Raw genomic sequence first — 16,453 nt, 5'->3', positions numbered from 1 at the left:
GAGCTTCACGAGTGGATTCAAAAAGTGTCGCCGAGCCTCTTGCTGACCTGTTGCCTGTTATTGGCCAGAGCCCACCATCAGTCATGGACGGTGCTTATTGGCAGATGGGAAAAGGTGGTTATGCATTCGCCCGTTGGCGGTAGCATGTGCCTCCTACGAACTGACTGTCCGCAGGCGCTTTTTTGCACCGGACGAGCTAGATGGTTTGGCGGGGGTTCGCCGCATTGGCCTGCGGCGATACTGTTTTGCCGGCGAAAAGCCCGTCAGAAGCGGTGAATGCGCAGGCCGAGCACCTTTTCCGACACGATCACCACCACCAGCGTCAGCACGATCGACACGGTCGAGACGGCTGCCGCCTCCGGCGTGAAGTTGGTGCGCAGATAGTCGAACAGCTGGATCGGCAATGTCGACGTTCCGATCCCCTTCAGCATGAAGGAGATGGTGAAGATGTCGAAGGAGATGATGAAGGCAAACAGCGCGCCGCCGATGACGCCGGGCTTGATAAGCGGCAGCATGATGCGGCGAAAGCGCGTGAAGCGCCCGGCACCCAGGCTGCGCGCGGCCATGTCCCACGCCGGATCGAAGGTTTCCAGCGAGGCCGAGACGTTGATGAAGACGAAGGGCAGCGTGATCAGCACATGGCCGACGATCATGGCGAACATCGTCTGCGTGCCGATGCCGACCGAATAGACGAAGAACAGCAGCGAGATCGCCGTCAGCACTTCGGGTAAGAGCAGCGGCGAAAGCATGGCGATGCGGATCGCTTCCTTGCCACGGCCCGCATGCTGCACATAGTAGAGCGCCGCGGCCGTGCCGATGAGCGTAGAAATGACGGTAGAGACCGCCGCCACCCACAGCGATGTCCGGATCGCCCGCATGAACACTTCATTGTTGAAGAAGGTCACGTACCAGCGCAGCGACAGGCCCTGTGGCGGGAAGGTCAGGAACGAGCCCGCATTGAACGAAGCCCCGACCACCACGAGGATCGGCGCCAGCAGGAAGGCGTAGACGAGAAGGCAGTAGACCGTGAGAACTTTTCTCGACATGTCAGGATGCCTTCCATTTCATGCGCGTCAGGCGGGCGAAGATGACCACCGCGATCGCGCCCGTCACCGACAGGCAGAGCGCCAGTGCCGAGCCGAATGGCCACTGGAACGTGTCGATCAGCGCGTCGACCACCGTCACGGCCATGGTCTTGACGCGCAGGCCGCCGATCAGCGACGGCGTCACATAGGCGCTGAGCGACAGCACGAAGACGAGGATGCAGCCGGCCTGTATGCCCGGAAGCGACAGCGGCAGGATGATGCGGCGGAAGGCCGTTGTCTTCGAGGCACCAAGCGAGCGCGCCGCGGCATGCAGCGAGGGATCGACGCCCTGGATCGCCGCCATGATCGGCAGGATCATGAAGGGCAGGAAGACATGCACCAGCGCAATGACGATGCCGAGCGCATTGTACATCAGCGGCAGCGGCCGCTCGATCAGGCCGATATTCATCAGCGTGCGGTTGATCAGGCCATTGTTGCCGAGCAGGATCGTCCAGCCATAGCTGCGGATGACGATGCCGACCAGCAGCGGCGACAGCACCAGCCCATAGGCCAGCCCGCGAAATTTCATGTCGGCCCTGGCGAGCTGCCAGGCGACGGGAAAGCCGACGACGAGGCAGATGGCGGTCGTCAGCAGGCCGATCCACAGCGTGTTGACCACCTGCATGATGTAAAAACTGTCGGTGAAGAACTTTATGTAATTGCCGGCGGTAAAGCCCACGCCATAGGGCGTGCCCTGGCCCGGCACGCGAAAGCTCATCAAGACGATGTTGAGATAGGGCAGGACGAGAAAGATGCCGAGCAGCAGCACCGCCGGCAGGATCAGCAGATAAGGGCCGATGCCCTTTGTTCTACCCGGTGTCATGCCGCGGCTCCCAGCAGCCAGAAGCGGTCGGCGGGTGCGGACACGCCGACCGGTGCCTTGTCGGCGAAGCGGTTGTGGGGAAATGCCTGCGTGTGGATGATCTCGCCGCCCTCGAGTTCGATGCGATAATCGATCAGGCTGCCGGAGTAATAGCTGGAAAGCACCGTGCCCTTCGCACCCTTGCCAGGTTCGCCAAGCTCGATGGCTTCCGGCCGCAAGGTGAGCGTGACCGTGGTTCCCGGCGCATGCATCCGGGCGCTGTGGACCTCGATGACGCCGAAAGTCGTTTCCACGGCGCAGCGGCCGTCGCTGCCGCCTTCGCGCACGGTGCCCTTGACCAGATTCACCTGGCCGACGAACTGCGCGACATCGAGATTCTCAGGCCGCTCATAGATGTCGGCGGGCACGCCGATCTGGGCGATGCGGCCGCCGAACATGACGACGACGCGATCGGACATGGTCATGGCCTCGGCCTGATCATGGGTGACATAGACGGTGGTGATGCCGACGCGGCGCTGCAGGTCGCGGATGAAGACGCGCATTTCCTCGCGCAGCTTGGCGTCGAGATTGGCGAGCGGCTCGTCGAGCAGCAGGATCTTGGGCTCAATCACCAGCGCGCGGCCCAGCGCCACGCGCTGCTGCTGGCCGCCGGAAAGCTGGCGCGGATAGCGCTCGGCATAGCCGGTAAGCTGCACCATCTCCAGCACGCGGGAAATGCGGCTGCGCATCTCGGGCTTGGCGACCTTGCGCATCTCCAGCCCGAAAGCGAGGTTCTGCTCCACCGTCATATGCGGAAACAGCGCATAGTTCTGGAACACCATGCCGATATCGCGCTTTTCGGCCGGCACGTTGACCACGTCCTGCCCGTCGAAGCGGATCGCGCCGCCGCTGACATCCTCGAAGCCGGCGATCATCTTCAGCGTCGTCGTCTTGCCGCAGCCGGAAGGGCCGAGCAGCGAGATGAATTCACCGTTTGCAATGCGGACGGAAATGCCGTCGACGGCGCGCGCGCTGCCGAAGGTCTTGGTCAGCTTCTCGATGCTAACCTCTGTCATTGATCAATTCTCCACATCGCTATGCTGCCGGCGCGCGGCTTGGCTGCGCCCGGCGAATAAGGCAGTCGGCGCATCCCGTCGCCAGACGGAATGCGCCGGCTATGCTCCGGACGTCCTACTGGATGGTCTTTGCCCAGCGTTCGGCGAGATCGCCCTGCTTTTCGTTCACAAAATCCCAGTCCCATGTCAGGATCTTGGACATGGCCTCGCCCGATACCGGAACATCGGCCTTCAGGTCGTCCGGAATGACAACCTTCGAATTGGTCGGTGACACAAAGAATTCCTTGGCCATCAGCGTCTGGACTTCCGGCGACAGGAGGTAATTCGCATATTCATAGGCGAGCTCCTTTTCCGGGCCGTTCTTCAGGATGCTGATGGTCTGGTCGAACATGATCATGCCTTCTTCCGGCACGATGCAGTCGACCGGCAGTCCCTGCTTGCGCAGGCGCGCGATCTCGCCGAAATCGAAGGGCGCTACCACGATCTCTCCGGCTGAAAGCGCCGTCGAGAGGTTGAAGTCGACCTGCACGACCTGGCCGAGCTTGGCCAGCGCATCGAAGCCGGCATCGACATCGTACTGGTCCTTGCCGAACAGCTTGGAAGCGAGCAGAAGCTCCATCTTGCCGGCGCTGTTGGCGAAATTGTAGAGGCCGATGCGGCCCTTGAATTCCTCGTTGGTCCAGAGATCCTTCCAGGCCTTTGGCGGCGTCTTCACCATGTCGGTGCGGTAGCCGATGCCGATCGGCGAGATCGCGCCGGTGGCGCCAAAACCGTCGGCGACCTGCGCCAGCGGGTAGAGGTCGTTGTAGTTGGGCATCTTGGCGAGATCGAGCTTCTCGAAGAAACCTTCCTTGCGCAGGCCCGATGCAAAGACCTCATTGGTCATGATGACCGAGTAGGGCGGCTTGTCGGCGCCGGCGGCACGAAGATTGGCGCCGAAGACGCGGCCGTTGCCGACATCCAGCGTCACCTTGGCGCCGGATGCCTTCTCGAAATCGGGCGCGACGGTGGAGCGCCAGAACTGTTCCCACACGCCGCCAAGCGTCGGCACGATCAGCGTGCGTGCCTGCGCGATCGCCGGCATTCCGAGTACGCCGGCAGCACCAAGCGCGCCCATTCCGGCCAATGTCTGTCGTCTCGTCAGTTTCGTCATGTCCAGTTCCCCTTTGTTGTTCATGTGCGTCTTGCAGTCGATGGAGAAGGTTGCGTTTGTGCCCCGCCTTGCCCTCGCCCCGTATTTCGTCAGCGGCCGAAAGCCTGCTTGGTCTTCAGGTCGATATAGTCTCCATAGCTGATCGGCTCGTATTTGGCCTGCTTGCCGTCGGCGCAGAAGGGCTCCAGGCACTTGATCAGCGTGTCCTTGCTCGGATTGACGAAGAACGGGATCGACTGCCGGCGCGAAGAGACTTTCTTCTCGCGCGGCGGATTGGCGACGCGGTGCGGCGTCGACACCCACTCGTCATTGCTCCAGCGCATGAAGGCGTCAGCGATGTTGATGACATAGGCGCCGTCGATCGAAGGCGCGTCGAGCCAGCGGCCGTCGCGGCTCTGCACCTGCAGGCCGCCGGACGAGGCTTCCGAGCGCAGGATGGTCATGAAACCGTAGTCGGTGTGGACGCCGGCGCGCAGCTGGCCGGGCAGGGGGTCTTCTTCCTGCTCGGGATAGTTGATGACGCGCAGCGCCGAGAGATGGTTGTCGAAAGCCGGTTCGAAATAGTCGGCATCAAGGCCGATCGCCTGGCAGAAGATGCGGCGCAGGTGCCGCGCCAGCGTTTCCATCTCGGCGAAATAGTCGTGGAAGGCCGCTTCGATGCCTTCGGGCTGTCCGGGCCAGACATCGCCGGGCAGGCGCAGGCCGAAGTTCAGGCTTTCCTTGTAGTCGCCGGGCGTCTTGATGCCCTTGGTGGCGGCCAGCGCCTCATCGGCGATCGGCGAGAAGGAAACGCCGCCGAGCACGCCGGTGCCGCGTCCGTGGCTGCGCTTATAGTCTTCCGACAGGTCGAAATAGGCGCGCGCCAGATTGTAGAGCTTCATCGTCTTTTCCGGCGAAACGCCGTGGCCGGTGACGAGGAAGAAGCCGGTGTCGCGGGCAGCCGCTTCGATCTCGGCGACGACTGTTTTCGCGCCCGCCTCGTTTCGGATGAAAGGCCCGATATCGATTACCGGAATTTCCTGATCCACTGTCTGGGTCTGCGGCGCGGACTGCATGATCGCTGTCACCTTCCTGCTGATGGTGTGAAATGGGAGAGGGCGAGGAAGCGAAGGCGATGCATGGCCGCTTCAGTGTGCTGAAGCAGCGAAAACGGACAGGGCGGATGACCTTGCATATGCGTCACGATGCCTTCCTCTGTGCCTTGTTCTCCGCTTTCAAACAGGAAGCGGAAACGCCGGTTGACCAAACGTTATATGCACAAACACATGTTGACAAGATCATCTGTTGTTGTCCATATCGAAATTATTCAACGGCGATTTCAACCCTGCGGGTGGTGCGATGGACGACCTTGGAGCACAGGAGCAAGCGGTTCTCGAGCTCATCGCGGCGAACCCCTTCGCCGGTCAGCAGGACATCGCCACCGCACTCGGCCTCGCCCGTTCGACGGTGGCGGCCCACATCGTGCAGCTCGTCAACAAGGGTTACATCCTCGGCCGCGGCTATGTGCTGCCAGCCTCCAAGCGCATGATCTGCATCGGCGGCGCGGTTCTCGACCGCAAGTACCACGCCAAGAAAGAACTGATCTTCGAGACGTCGAACCCCGTCGACGGCTATCGCAGCTTCGGCGGCGTCGCCCGCAACGTTGCCGAAAATCTCGTCCGCCTCGGCGTCGATATCTCCTTCGTCTCCATCGTCGGCGACGACGAGACGGGCCGCTCCCTGGTCCGCCATCTGCGCGATCTCGGCGCCGATGTCAGCCAGGTCATCACCACCACGGAACGGCCGACGGCGGAATATGCCGCGATCCTGGATCCCAAGAACGACCTTGCCCTCGGCATTGCCGACATGGAGATTTTCGATCTCTTCTCGCCGTCCTATCTCGACCGTTTCTGGCCGCATCTGGCCGCCGCGACCTGGGTGTTCATCGACTGCAACCTGCCCGCCGCAACCATCGAATCGCTGATCGCGCGCAAGCAGGGCGCCCGCTTCAAGCTGGCGGTCGATACCGTTTCGTCACCGAAATCAGCCAAGCTTCCCAAGGATTTGAGCGGCATCGACCTGCTCTTCACCAATCATGACGAAGCCAACACGATCCTTGGCATCACCGAGCCGGAAAAGCGGCTGAAGCCCAAGGATGCAGCCGCAGCACTGCGTGCGGCCGGCGCCGGCGAGGTCATCGTCACCATGGGCGCGCATGGCTATGCCGTCGCCACCGAGGAAGGTGTCGTCACCATGCGCTCGGTGCCGGCGCGGCCGGTCGACATCACCGGCGCGGGCGATGCCATGATCGCCGGCACCATGTACCGCGTGCTTTCGGGCGATCCGACGCAGAACGCAGCACGCACCGGCGCGCTGCTCGCCACGCTGACCACCGAAAGCGAATCCAGCGTTCACCCCGATCTGTCGGCGCGCTTTCTTGCCGCCGGCATGTATCGCATCCCCGCCTGACAGGGAGACCAGAATGACCCAAGAACTCATCCGCCTCAGCGAAGAAGTCGCCGCCGCCCTTAGGGAGGGCAGGCCGGTCGTGGCGCTGGAATCGACCATCATCACCCATGGCATGCCCTATCCCGCCAATCTGGAAACGGCACGCGGCGTCGAGTCCGTCGTGCGTGACAACGGCGCGGTGCCGGCGACGATCGCTGTCATCGATGGCGAACTCCGCGTCGGCCTCACCGACGCCGAACTGGAAAGCCTCGCCCAGGCCAAGGGCGTGGTGAAGGCCTCGGGGCGCGACCTAGCCGCCGTCATGGTGCGCAAGGGTTCGGCCGGCACGACCGTCTCTGCCACGATGCGGCTGGCCGACCTTGCCGGCATCTCGATCTTCGCCACCGGCGGCGTCGGCGGCGTGCATCGCGGCGCGGAAGCCACCTTCGACATTTCCGCCGATCTCACCGAACTCGGCCACACCGGCACGACGGTCGTCTGCGCCGGCGTCAAGTCGATCCTAGACATCCCGAAGACGCTGGAGTTTCTGGAAACACAGCGCGTGCCGGTTATCGCCTATGGCACCGACGATTTCCCCGCCTTCTTCACCCGTTCCAGCGGCGAGAAGGCCGACCACCGTCTCGACACCCCCGCCGAGATCGCCGAGGCGATGGTCCTGCATGAGGACATGGCGTCCGGCACCGGCATCCTCATCGCCAATCCCATCCCCGAAGCCGATGCGCTCGATCCCGCCTTCATCGACGGCACGATTTCTGCTGCCGTGAAGGAAGCCGACGAGAAAGGCATTTCGCGTAAAGAACTGACGCCTTTCCTGCTCGCCCGCATCAACGAGCTTTCGCAGGGCCGCAGCCTCAAGGCCAACATCGCGCTGGTGCGCAACAACGCAGCCCTCGCGGCAAGGATCGCCGTCGAACATGCGCGGCTGAAGAAGTCGGCTAAGTAATTCCATTCAATCCCGCCGGTTCCGTCCCTGCGGGCGGTCCTGCGAACCGCCTGCCCAGGAGACAGCATGAGCGACCAGACCTTCGAGACGATCCTTTACGAAAAGGATGCCACCGACAAATTCGCCACCATCACCATCAATCGCCCCGACAAGCTCAACGCGATGAACAAGACGGTGATCCGCGAGATCGACAAGGCGCTGGCCGCTGCCGTTGCCGACCCGGACGTCAACGCGCTGGTCATCACCGGCGCCGGCCGCGCCTTCTCTTCCGGCTATGACCTGCAGGGCGGCGATTTCGATGTCGACATCGATTTCTGGCGCTCCGACATGGGCGAGAATGCCGAGGCGCTGCTCAACATCTGGAAGGCGCCCATCCCCGTCATCGCCTCCATCAACGGCTATGCGCTGGCCGGCGCGCTCGAATTGATGATGTGCTGCGACCTGGCGATCGCCGCCGACAACGCCAAGTTCGGCGAACCGGAAGTGCGCCACAATTCCGGCCCGCCCGCGCTGATGATGCCCTGGCTGCTCGCCACCCGCGACGTGCGCTGGCTCATGTATACCGGCGATCTCGTCGATGCCGAGGAAGCGCTGCGCATGCACCTCATCAACAAGATCGTGCCCGCCGACCAGCTCAAGCTGAAGACCGAAAACCTCGCCCGCAAACTGGCACGCATGCCGGTGCCGGCGCTGAAATTCACCAAGGCGTCGATCAACAACCAGCAGATGGTGGCCGGGCTGCTGCCGTCCTTCCAGTACAACATCGAAGCGATCGCCGCGCTGCATGTCACCAAGCAGGGCCGCGAATGGATGGCCAACCTCGCCAAGATGAGCCTGAAGGAATACCTCGCCTTCCGCGACGGACCGTTCAAGGATCTGGACTGAGGTGAAGTGGGGGGTATTCCTGCTTCAGGCGCAATACCCCCACCCCTAACCCCTCCCCACAAGGGGGAGGGGAATACTGTCAAGTGTTCTCGACCCAGCCTGTCGGAATTCGGCGCAAGCGACACCGAAGTTCCCCTCCCCCTTGTGGGGAGGGGCTAGGGGTGGGGGTGCTTCATATGCGGCCGGCGTGCGCTTGTGGGCGCTGAGGTTGGGGGAACTGAAATACGATGGCGATGAAATCACCTGACATGACCGCCGCAATGCAGGCCCTGATGAACCCGCGCTCCGTTGCCGTCATCGGCGCCACCGAGCGAGCGGACGCTTCTTCGAGCTATGTCATGCGCAACCTGATGGCGTTCGGCTTTTCCGGCACGATCATCCCGGTGCACCCCAAGGCCGAGCAGGTCTTCGGCATCCCGGCCATTCCCGCCCTCGACCGGCTCGACAAGCCCGCCGACGTCGCCGTGATCGGCATCGGCGCAGCGCATGTTCTGGGCGCGCTCGAAGCGGCAGCCAAGGCCGGCACGAAGGCCGCCGTCGTGCTGGCCAGCGGCTTCGCCGAGACTGACGACGAGGGCAAGGCGCGCCAGCAGGCGCTGGTCGACATCGCTGAAAAATACGGCATGGCGATCTGCGGCCCGAACTGCCTCGGCCTGTTCAACCTTTCCAGTGGCGCGGCACTGTATTCGTCCACCCTGTCGCCGAACCTGAAGAAGGGCAGCCTGGCCCTGCTTTCCCATTCCGGCGCCAGCGCCATCGCGCTCGCCAACACCGGCCGCTTCGGCCTCAGCCACATCGTCTCGTCCGGCAACAGTGCCGCGACCGACATCCCGGATTATCTCAATTTTCTCGCTTCCGACGAGGCGACCCGCGTTGCCGGCGTCGTCATCGAGGCGATCCGCGATCCAAAAGCCTTCTTAGCGTCAATGCAGGCCATGCACGCCGCCGGCAAGCCGGTTATCGCGCTGCGCGCCGGCCGCTCGGCGAAGGGGTCTGCCGCGACCGCCGCCCACACTGGCGCGCTCGCCGCCGCCAACGAAGCCTATGAAGCCTTCTTCCGCAACAGCGGCGTCATCGAAGTGTCCGACATGGATGCTTTCGTCGAGACGGCCTCGCTCTGCCTGTCGCTGAAAGCAAAACCGCGCGCCAGGGGCGTTGCGGTGGTTGGCGTCAGCGGCGGCGGCGTCGCCCATGTTTCCGACATCGCCTCCGAGATCGGCCTGGAATTGCCCGAACTGGCCACCCAGACGAAAGCCGACCTGAAAACCTTGCTGCCGGCCTTCGCCACGCCGCAGAACCCGGTCGACACCACCGGCATCGTCTTCGCCGACGGCTCAATCTACGCCCGGGCGCTGGAAACGCTGGCCGGGGATCCCTCTATAGGCCTGATCGTCGCGTCCCAGGATGCGCCGGTCGGCCTCGATGCGGACGGGGCCGCCGAATATGTCGGCATCGCCGAGGCCGTTGCAGGCTATGCGCGCAGCGCTGCAGTTCCGGCTGTCTTCATGAGCAATCTCTCATCGGGCCATCATCCCTCAGTGCGCGCGGTGCTTGACGGCGTCCCGGTGCTCAACGGGACGCGCGCAGCCCTGACGGCCATCCGCAACACGGTCGAGCCGCCGGTTCTTCGCGCCGCCATATCGCCCGCCATCGAACCGGCTCCCGCAGACGATCCATGGGCGAAGCGTCTCGCCGCCGGCGAAAAACTGACCGAGCGCGAAGCCAAGGAACTGCTCGCCTCCTGCGGCCTGCGGGTCACGAAGGAACGGCTCGCGACCACGGCAGATGAAGCGGCGGGTGCCGCGCTGGAAATCGGCTTCCCGGTCGTGCTGAAGATCGAGTCGCCGGACATTCTGCACAAGACCGAGGCCGGCGGCGTGCGGCTGAACATCGCTTCCGAAGCCGAAGCGAGGCAGGCTTTCGAGACCATCATGGCGTCGGCGCGCGCCTATGCGCCCAAGGCTGAACTGCGCGGCGTCGTGGTGCAGGAAATGGCCGGTCGCGGCGTCGAGGCGCTGGTCGGGCTGGTGCGGCATGAACCCTTTGGGCTTGGCATCGTCGTCGGTGTCGGCGGCGTGCTGGTCGAACTGGTCAAGGACGCCGCGTTCGACCTGCTGCCCATTGACCGGACTGCCGCCGAAGCGCTGATCGACCGCACGCGCCTTGGCCATCTGCTCGCCGGCCATCGCGGCGCGCTGCCAGCCGACCGCGAAGCGCTGGTGGATGCCATGCTGGCGCTGTCCCGCTTCGCCGATCGCTACGGCCATCTGGTCGAGGCGGTGGACCTCAATCCGGTTGTGGTGTTTGAGAAGGGCAGGGGCGCTTGCGCGCTCGATGCACTGGTGATTGCACGGTAGGCGGCAGCCTTGGATTTTGGGGGAAAGAATTTTATCCGATTCCCGTCAACCCATTGTTTCCATTCACCCCACACATTTTTTCACCCCCAATCTTTCCACACCCCAAGACACCTCGCACATAATCCTCCCATCGCTCCTGCGGGACCGGGTCTGGAACCGGGATCAAGGGGGAGTGGCGGTGACCTCCCGCCCTGGTGTGGTAGCCAGGGACCCGAGGGCCCGACACAGGCCGGCGTGGAACGAGCACGGCGCAAATGCCACTGCCCAAAACCATGCGGAGAACCCGCGGCGTCTTGTCCATGGAATGTACATGGAGCGGGCGTTGTGACTGGCCGACTTCGGGACAGACACCGAGCGGGGCGCGGAAGTCGCGCCACGTACTAAACATTAGGAAGGCACGGCCATGCGCCCCGCTTCCCGATCTTTGACAATGGCCAGACGGTGAAAACCGGGCGTGGCGATGAACAGGTGCGTCCTTCGAGGCTCGCTGACGCTCGCACCTCAGGATGAGGGAGGGTGTGCCGGCAGAAGCCTACATTCTGAAATGCACTTACACCTCAGGATCAGGATCATGGGCGCCAGCCTCCCTCATCCTGAGGTGCGAGCACTAGCGAGCCTCGAAGGACGCACCTAAGCGGCGACCTCTCCAACGGAAGGCGAAGCTGCAGCAGCATCGACTTTCACCACCAGCGCCGCGCGCTTCTTCTCATAACGCTCGACCGCCGCAAGCTTCACATGGCCGAAGCCGCGAACCTCTTCCGGCAGCTTTGCGAGCTCGATAGCAACGGTGCGGTTGTCCGCGGACAACTTTCCCGCCAAATCCTCCACCATGGCAAAATAATCCGCGATCAGCTGCCGTTCCATGCGGCGTTCCTCGGTGCGGCCGAACGGGTCCAGCCGCGTCCCGCGCAGCCCCTTGAAGCGCGCCAGCAGGCCGAACACCGGCCCCATCCACGCCCCGAAGGCGATCTTGCCGGGATGGCCGGTGCGCGGATCGATGCGCGAGATCATCGGCGGGGCCAGGTGGTATTTCAGCTTGAAGTCGCCTTCGAACTGTTCGGCCAGTTTTTGGGCGAAGGAGCGGTCGCGGTGCAGCCGGGCGACCTCGTATTCGTCCTTGTAGGCCATCAGCTTGAACGCGCCATGCGCGACCGCCAGGCCGAAATCGGCATCAGCCTTGCGCGCCTTTTCGACCAGCGCCCGGTAGCGCCCGGCATAGGCGGTGTCCTGATAGGCGGTGAGGAATTCGGCGCGCCGCGCCACGACTTCCTCGAGCGTCTCCGGCTTTGCCGCTTCCGGCCCGACATGCGCGGCCTTCGACACCGCGTCCGCATCGACCGCCGCGCGCCGGCCCCAGCCGAAGGCGGCGCGGTTCATGGCAACGCCCGCGCCGTTCATCTCGATCGCCTTGTCGATCGCGGCGAGGCTGATCGGCACCAGCCCGCGCTGCCAGGCATTGCCGAGCAGGAACATGTTGGCGGCAATCGCGTCGCCAAGCAGCGCCGTGCCAAGCTTGGTGGCCGAGACCAGCGACAGCGCGTTCTCGCCGGCTGCCTGCCGAAGCTGCTTCAGCGTCGCTTCCTGCCGGAAGTCGATGGTGGTGTTCTTCACGAAGGAGGCGGTCGGCGCGAAATGGTCGTCCAGCACCAGTTTGGTGCGGCCATTGGCGACGGTGGCGAGTGAGCCGGCCGACGCCGCCACGACGATGTCGAAGCCGAGGATCAGGTCGGATTCGCCGGGGCCGATGCGGATGGTGTTGAGCGATGCGGGATCGCGCGCCAGCCTGATATGCGAGGTCACCGCGCCGTTCTTCTGCGCCAGACCGGTCTGGTCGAGCGTGAGCAGGCCAAGCCCGTCGAGATGTGCCGCCTGCGAGAGAATGGCGCTGACGGTGATGACACCGGTGCCGCCGATGCCGGCGAGCAGCATGTTGTAGGGCCGGTCGATAGCCGGCAAAGCGGGCATCGGCAGGTCGGAGAAATCAGCCTCTTTTGCCTTGCCTTTCGGCTTGCGCACCTGCCCGCCCTCGACCGTCACGAAGCTTGGGCAAAAGCCCTTGATGCAGGAGAGGTCGGTGTTGCAGCTCGACTGATTGATGGCGCGCTTGCGGCCGAATTCGGTTTCCTTGGGCTCGATCGAGATGCAGTTGGAAACGGCCGAGCAATCGCCGCAGCCCTCGCAGACAAGCTCGTTGATGAAGGCGCGCTTGGGCGAAACGGGAAAGGCGCCGCGCTTGCGCCGGCGGCGCTTTTCAGCAGCACAGACCTGGTCGAAGACCAGCACGGTGACGCCCTCGATCTCGCGCAACTCGCGCTGTGCAGCATCGAGTTCGTCGCGGTGATAGATGGCGACGCCGCGCGGCAGCACGCCCTCCCAGGCTTCCGGCTTTTCGGAGACGACGACGACGCGTTTCGCGCCTTCCGCCAGCACCTGATCGACGATACCCGGCACCGTCACCTCGCCGTCGTGGCGCTGGCCGCCGGTCATGGCGACGGCATCGTTGTAGAGGATCTTGTAGGTGGCATTGACCTTTGCCGCGATCGCCGCGCGGATCGCCAGCAGGCCGGAATGGAAATAGGTGCCGTCGCCCATATTGACGAAAATGTGCTTCTCGTCGGTGAAGGGCGACAGGCCGATCCAGGCGCCGCCTTCCCCGCCCATCTGCGTGAAGGTCGAGGTGTTGCGATCCTCGACGCCGATCACCATCATGTGGCAGCCGATGCCGGTCGAGGCGCGGCTGCCCTTGGGCACGACGGTGGAAATCGAATGCGGGCAGCCCGAGCAGAAATAGGCCTCGCGCTTCAGCGCGATCGCCTCTGCGGGAACGGCTGCCGCGATCTCTTCGATGCGGCTGGCATTGGCGGCCAGCGCCTTGTCCGGCTTGCCGAGGCGCGACATCACCGCCCGTGCGACCGCGACAGAATTGATCTCGCCGATCGATGGCAGCAGCGGCGCACCCTTCTCGTCGGCCTTGCCGATGACGCGCGGGCGGCGCTCAGTCGGCATGTTGAACAGCAGCGACTTGATCTGCTCCTCGATCACCGGCCGTTTTTCCTCGACCACGAGAATCTCGTCCAAGCCGTCGGCAAAGGCGCGAAGACCTTCCGGCTCCAGTGGCCAGACCAGCCCGACCTTGTAAAGGCGGATGCCGAGAGCCGAAGCGCGCTTTTCGTCGATGCCGAGTACGGCCAGCGCGCCGAGCAGGTCGAGCCACGACTTGCCGGTCGAGACGATACCGAGCCGTGCCTTGCCTCCTTGGATGCGATCGATGCCGTTGGCGCGGGCGAAGGCGTGCACGGCCTCCAGCTTGTGCTCGAGTCGCCGCTCCATCGCATGCGGGCCGTCCGGCCAGCGCAGCGACAGCCCGTCGCCGGGCAGCACGAGGTCGGGCATGACGATCGAAAGCCCGTCCGGCGAGACGTCCACGGTCGCCGTGCATTCGACGATTTCGGTCTGGCATTTGAAGCCGACCCAGGCGCCGGAATAGCGGCTCATCGCCCAGCCGTAGAGACCGTAGTCGATATATTCCCCGACGCCGCCCGGCGACAGCATCGGCACCATCGCCGAGATCAGATTGTGCTCGCTCTGATGCGCCAGCGTGGAGGAGACGGCGCCGTGGTCGTCGCCGGCCAGAAGCAGCACGCCGCCATGGCGGTCGGTGCCGACGGCGTTGGCGTGGCGGATGACGTCTATCGAGCGGTCGACGCCGGGTCCCTTGCCGTACCACATGGAAAAGACGCCGTCGTAGCGCGCGCCGGGAAACATGCCGGTCTGCTGCGTGCCCCAGACGGCGGTTGCGGCCATGTCCTCGTTCAGGCCGGGATGGAAGACGACGTGGTTGGCCTTCAGATATTTGCCGGCGCGCGCCATTTCGCGATCGAAACCGGCCAGCGGCGAGCCGCGATAGCCGGAGACATAGCCGGCGGTGTTGAGACCGGCGGCAAGGTCGCGCTGGCGCTGCATCATCGGCAGGCGCACCAGCGCCTGCGTGCCCGAAACGAGGATGCGTCCGCGCTCCAGCGCGTAGCGGTCGTCGAGGCTTACCCCTTCCCTTGATGGCGAGGGCGCTTTGTCATGTTGCGTGGCTGAAACGGTGGCTACGGACATGGTCTGCTCCGTCAGGCGGAAGGATCGGGTGGCGCGATGTCGAAGACGCGCCCGCGATTGAGGATGTTGTTCGGGTCGAACGCGGTCTTCAGCCGCCGCATCGCTGCGAGTTCGGCGTCGCTGCGAACGAGTGGCAGCCAGCGCTTCTTGTCGAGGCCGATGCCGTGCTCGGCCGACACGCCGCCGCCGGCAGCGGCGACGCCGCGATAGATGATGTCGTATGCGGCGGCCGGCTCAGTGGTGAGCACCTGATAGTGCAGATTGCCGTCGCCGAGATGGCCGAAGACATAGATGGCGGCGCTGGCATCGATGGCGCGGATCGCGCTTTCGGTTTGCGCGAGAAACGCCTTCATACGCGCCAGCGGCAGGCTGACATCGACGCCAATCAGCCCCTTCATTGCGAACAGGAAGGGATTGACGCTTTCGCGTACCGCCCAAAGCGCATGGAATTCGCGCGGCGATTGCGAAACGACCACGTCACTGACGATGCCGTCTTCCACGGCCTGCATCAGCACCTCGGCGAAGCGCTCGCCGTCGCGATCCGGCTCGTTGCCCTGGATTTCGGTCAGCACATAGACCGGCGAGCCGGCGGGCAATGGCGCGGGTGCTGTCATGCTGCCGATCATATCGTCGTAAAGCGGTGCGAAATTCACCTCATAGGCCGAAAGCAACGGCCCCAACTTCTGGCGCAGCAGGCCAAGCAGTGCGATTGCGGCCTCGAATGAGGGCAGCGCGCAAAACGCATTGACCTCCGAAAGCGGCTTGGGATGCAGCCTGAGTGCGGCGCGGGTGACGACGCCGAGCGTGCCTTCGGTGCCGATGAAAAGCTGGTTGAGGTCGTAGCCGGAATTGTCTTTCGGCAGGCCTTTCAGCGAGGTCAGCACGCTGCCGTCGGCCAGCACTGCCTCCAGCCCCAGAACCTGGGCGCGATACATGCCGTAGCGCAGCACGCGAATGCCGCCGGCATTGGTGGCGATGTTGCCGCCGACAGTGGCCGAGCCGCGCGCGCCGATATCGACGCCGAACATCAGGCCGGCATTGTCGGCGGCCTCTTGGACGGCCTGCATTGTCGCACCCGCCTGGACGGTGATGGTTGCCGCTTCGCGATCCGGGTTGCCGAGCCCCGTCATGCGCTCGAGCGACAGCACTACTTCGCCGGGCTGCACGCGTGCCGAACCCGCAAGCCCGGTGCGTCCGCCCTGCACGACCACAGGCTGGCCGAGGCGGTTGCAGGCGGCAAGTGCCGCCGCAACGCCCTCGGTGTCGCGCGGACGCAGGACAATTTCCGGCAATGCGCCAAGCTTGCCATCCGGGTCGTCACGGTAGCGTTCGTCGACTGTCGGGCCGGCAAGAATGCCGCCCGCGTCGAGCTTGCCGTCTAGTTCGGACAGAAGCCGATCGCCTTCGAGACTCATGAACGTCAGGAACCGCGCTGAAGGGAGAAGGTTTCGACCGGCCGGCTGCCGCCCTGCGAACGTTCGTAACCACGCGCCAAAAAGACCCGACGAAATGCCTGACTGGACACGCTTGCCACCTGTTGAAACCGCTGTCGATCAACCATATTCCCGGGCGGCTATTTGTCAAACCTATATTCATT

The 16,453-nt window shown here is 64.1% G+C and carries 11 protein-coding genes; 4 read left to right on the top strand and 7 right to left on the bottom strand.

Annotation, left to right across the window (positions count from 1 at the left end; all coding sequences use genetic code 11):
- Positions 1–263 precede the first annotated feature (263 nt).
- From BM413_RS06045 to BM413_RS06025, 5 genes are all read right to left on the bottom strand, one after another.
- Entirely contained in the window at positions 264–1,046 is a 783-nt protein-coding gene (locus BM413_RS06045) for an ABC transporter permease (RefSeq protein ID WP_091911425.1), read from the bottom strand.
- 1 nt (position 1,047) lies between these two features.
- A complete protein-coding gene (locus BM413_RS06040) occupies positions 1,048–1,908 on the bottom strand; it encodes an ABC transporter permease (protein WP_091911423.1) in 861 nt (286 codons plus the stop codon).
- Positions 1,905–2,963, bottom strand: coding sequence for an ABC transporter ATP-binding protein (locus tag BM413_RS06035; protein WP_091911421.1), 1,059 nt, complete (start codon positions 2,961–2,963; stop codon positions 1,905–1,907). The genes BM413_RS06040 and BM413_RS06035 overlap by 4 nt, the downstream gene beginning before the upstream one ends.
- Before the next feature lie 115 nt (positions 2,964–3,078).
- On the bottom strand, positions 3,079–4,116 hold the full coding sequence (locus BM413_RS06030) for an ABC transporter substrate-binding protein (protein WP_091911738.1): 1,038 nt from the start codon (positions 4,114–4,116) through the stop codon (positions 3,079–3,081).
- Between the two features lie 89 nt (positions 4,117–4,205).
- Positions 4,206–5,171, bottom strand: coding sequence for an isopenicillin N synthase family dioxygenase (locus BM413_RS06025; RefSeq protein WP_091911419.1), 966 nt, complete (start codon positions 5,169–5,171; stop codon positions 4,206–4,208).
- A 283-nt stretch (positions 5,172–5,454) separates the two neighbouring features.
- Here BM413_RS06025 and BM413_RS06020 point away from each other — a divergent pair, with 283 nt between their 5' ends.
- From BM413_RS06020 to BM413_RS06005, 4 genes are all read left to right on the top strand, one after another.
- On the top strand, positions 5,455–6,564 hold the full coding sequence (locus BM413_RS06020; RefSeq protein ID WP_091911417.1) for a carbohydrate kinase: 1,110 nt from the start codon (positions 5,455–5,457) through the stop codon (positions 6,562–6,564).
- A 13-nt stretch (positions 6,565–6,577) separates the two neighbouring features.
- Positions 6,578–7,507, top strand: coding sequence for a pseudouridine-5'-phosphate glycosidase (locus tag BM413_RS06015; protein WP_091911415.1), 930 nt, complete (start codon positions 6,578–6,580; stop codon positions 7,505–7,507).
- A gap of 66 nt (positions 7,508–7,573) precedes the next feature.
- On the top strand, positions 7,574–8,392 hold the full coding sequence (locus BM413_RS06010) for an enoyl-CoA hydratase/isomerase family protein (RefSeq protein ID WP_091911413.1): 819 nt from the start codon (positions 7,574–7,576) through the stop codon (positions 8,390–8,392).
- Positions 8,393–8,640: 248 nt separating this feature from the next.
- Positions 8,641–10,749 (top strand): acetate--CoA ligase family protein, encoded by a 2,109-nt coding sequence (locus BM413_RS06005; protein ID WP_244537782.1) that lies wholly within the window; start codon positions 8,641–8,643, stop codon positions 10,747–10,749.
- A gap of 630 nt (positions 10,750–11,379) precedes the next feature.
- Here the strand turns inward: BM413_RS06005 and BM413_RS06000 are convergent.
- Positions 11,380–14,856 (bottom strand): indolepyruvate ferredoxin oxidoreductase family protein, encoded by a 3,477-nt coding sequence (locus BM413_RS06000; RefSeq protein WP_091911410.1) that lies wholly within the window; start codon positions 14,854–14,856, stop codon positions 11,380–11,382.
- Positions 14,857–14,867: 11 nt separating this feature from the next.
- Positions 14,868–16,271 carry an FAD-binding oxidoreductase gene (locus tag BM413_RS05995; RefSeq protein WP_091911408.1) on the bottom strand — a complete coding sequence of 468 codons (1,404 nt, stop codon included), beginning with the start codon at positions 16,269–16,271 and terminating at the stop codon, positions 14,868–14,870.
- Positions 16,272–16,453: the final 182 nt, after the last annotated feature.

The organism is Mesorhizobium sp. YR577 (assembly GCF_900116595.1).
GTDB lineage: Bacteria > Pseudomonadota > Alphaproteobacteria > Rhizobiales > Rhizobiaceae > Mesorhizobium_M.
This window is presented reverse-complemented; position numbering and strand designations above follow the sequence as displayed.

Coding starts and splice junctions, on each gene's coding strand:
- BM413_RS06015 (WP_091911415.1), top strand. CDS start 6,578: ATGACCCAAGAACTCATCCGCCTCAGCGAAGAAGTCGCCGCCGCCCTT.
- BM413_RS06035 (WP_091911421.1), bottom strand. CDS start 2,963: ATGACAGAGGTTAGCATCGAGAAGCTGACCAAGACCTTCGGCAGCGCG.
- BM413_RS06005 (WP_244537782.1), top strand. CDS start 8,641: ATGACCGCCGCAATGCAGGCCCTGATGAACCCGCGCTCCGTTGCCGTC.
- BM413_RS05995 (WP_091911408.1), bottom strand. CDS start 16,271: ATGAGTCTCGAAGGCGATCGGCTTCTGTCCGAACTAGACGGCAAGCTC.
- BM413_RS06010 (WP_091911413.1), top strand. CDS start 7,574: ATGAGCGACCAGACCTTCGAGACGATCCTTTACGAAAAGGATGCCACC.
- BM413_RS06020 (WP_091911417.1), top strand. CDS start 5,455: ATGGACGACCTTGGAGCACAGGAGCAAGCGGTTCTCGAGCTCATCGCG.
- BM413_RS06000 (WP_091911410.1), bottom strand. CDS start 14,856: ATGTCCGTAGCCACCGTTTCAGCCACGCAACATGACAAAGCGCCCTCG.
- BM413_RS06045 (WP_091911425.1), bottom strand. CDS start 1,046: ATGTCGAGAAAAGTTCTCACGGTCTACTGCCTTCTCGTCTACGCCTTC.
- BM413_RS06025 (WP_091911419.1), bottom strand. CDS start 5,171: ATGCAGTCCGCGCCGCAGACCCAGACAGTGGATCAGGAAATTCCGGTA.
- BM413_RS06030 (WP_091911738.1), bottom strand. CDS start 4,116: ATGACGAAACTGACGAGACGACAGACATTGGCCGGAATGGGCGCGCTT.
- BM413_RS06040 (WP_091911423.1), bottom strand. CDS start 1,908: ATGACACCGGGTAGAACAAAGGGCATCGGCCCTTATCTGCTGATCCTG.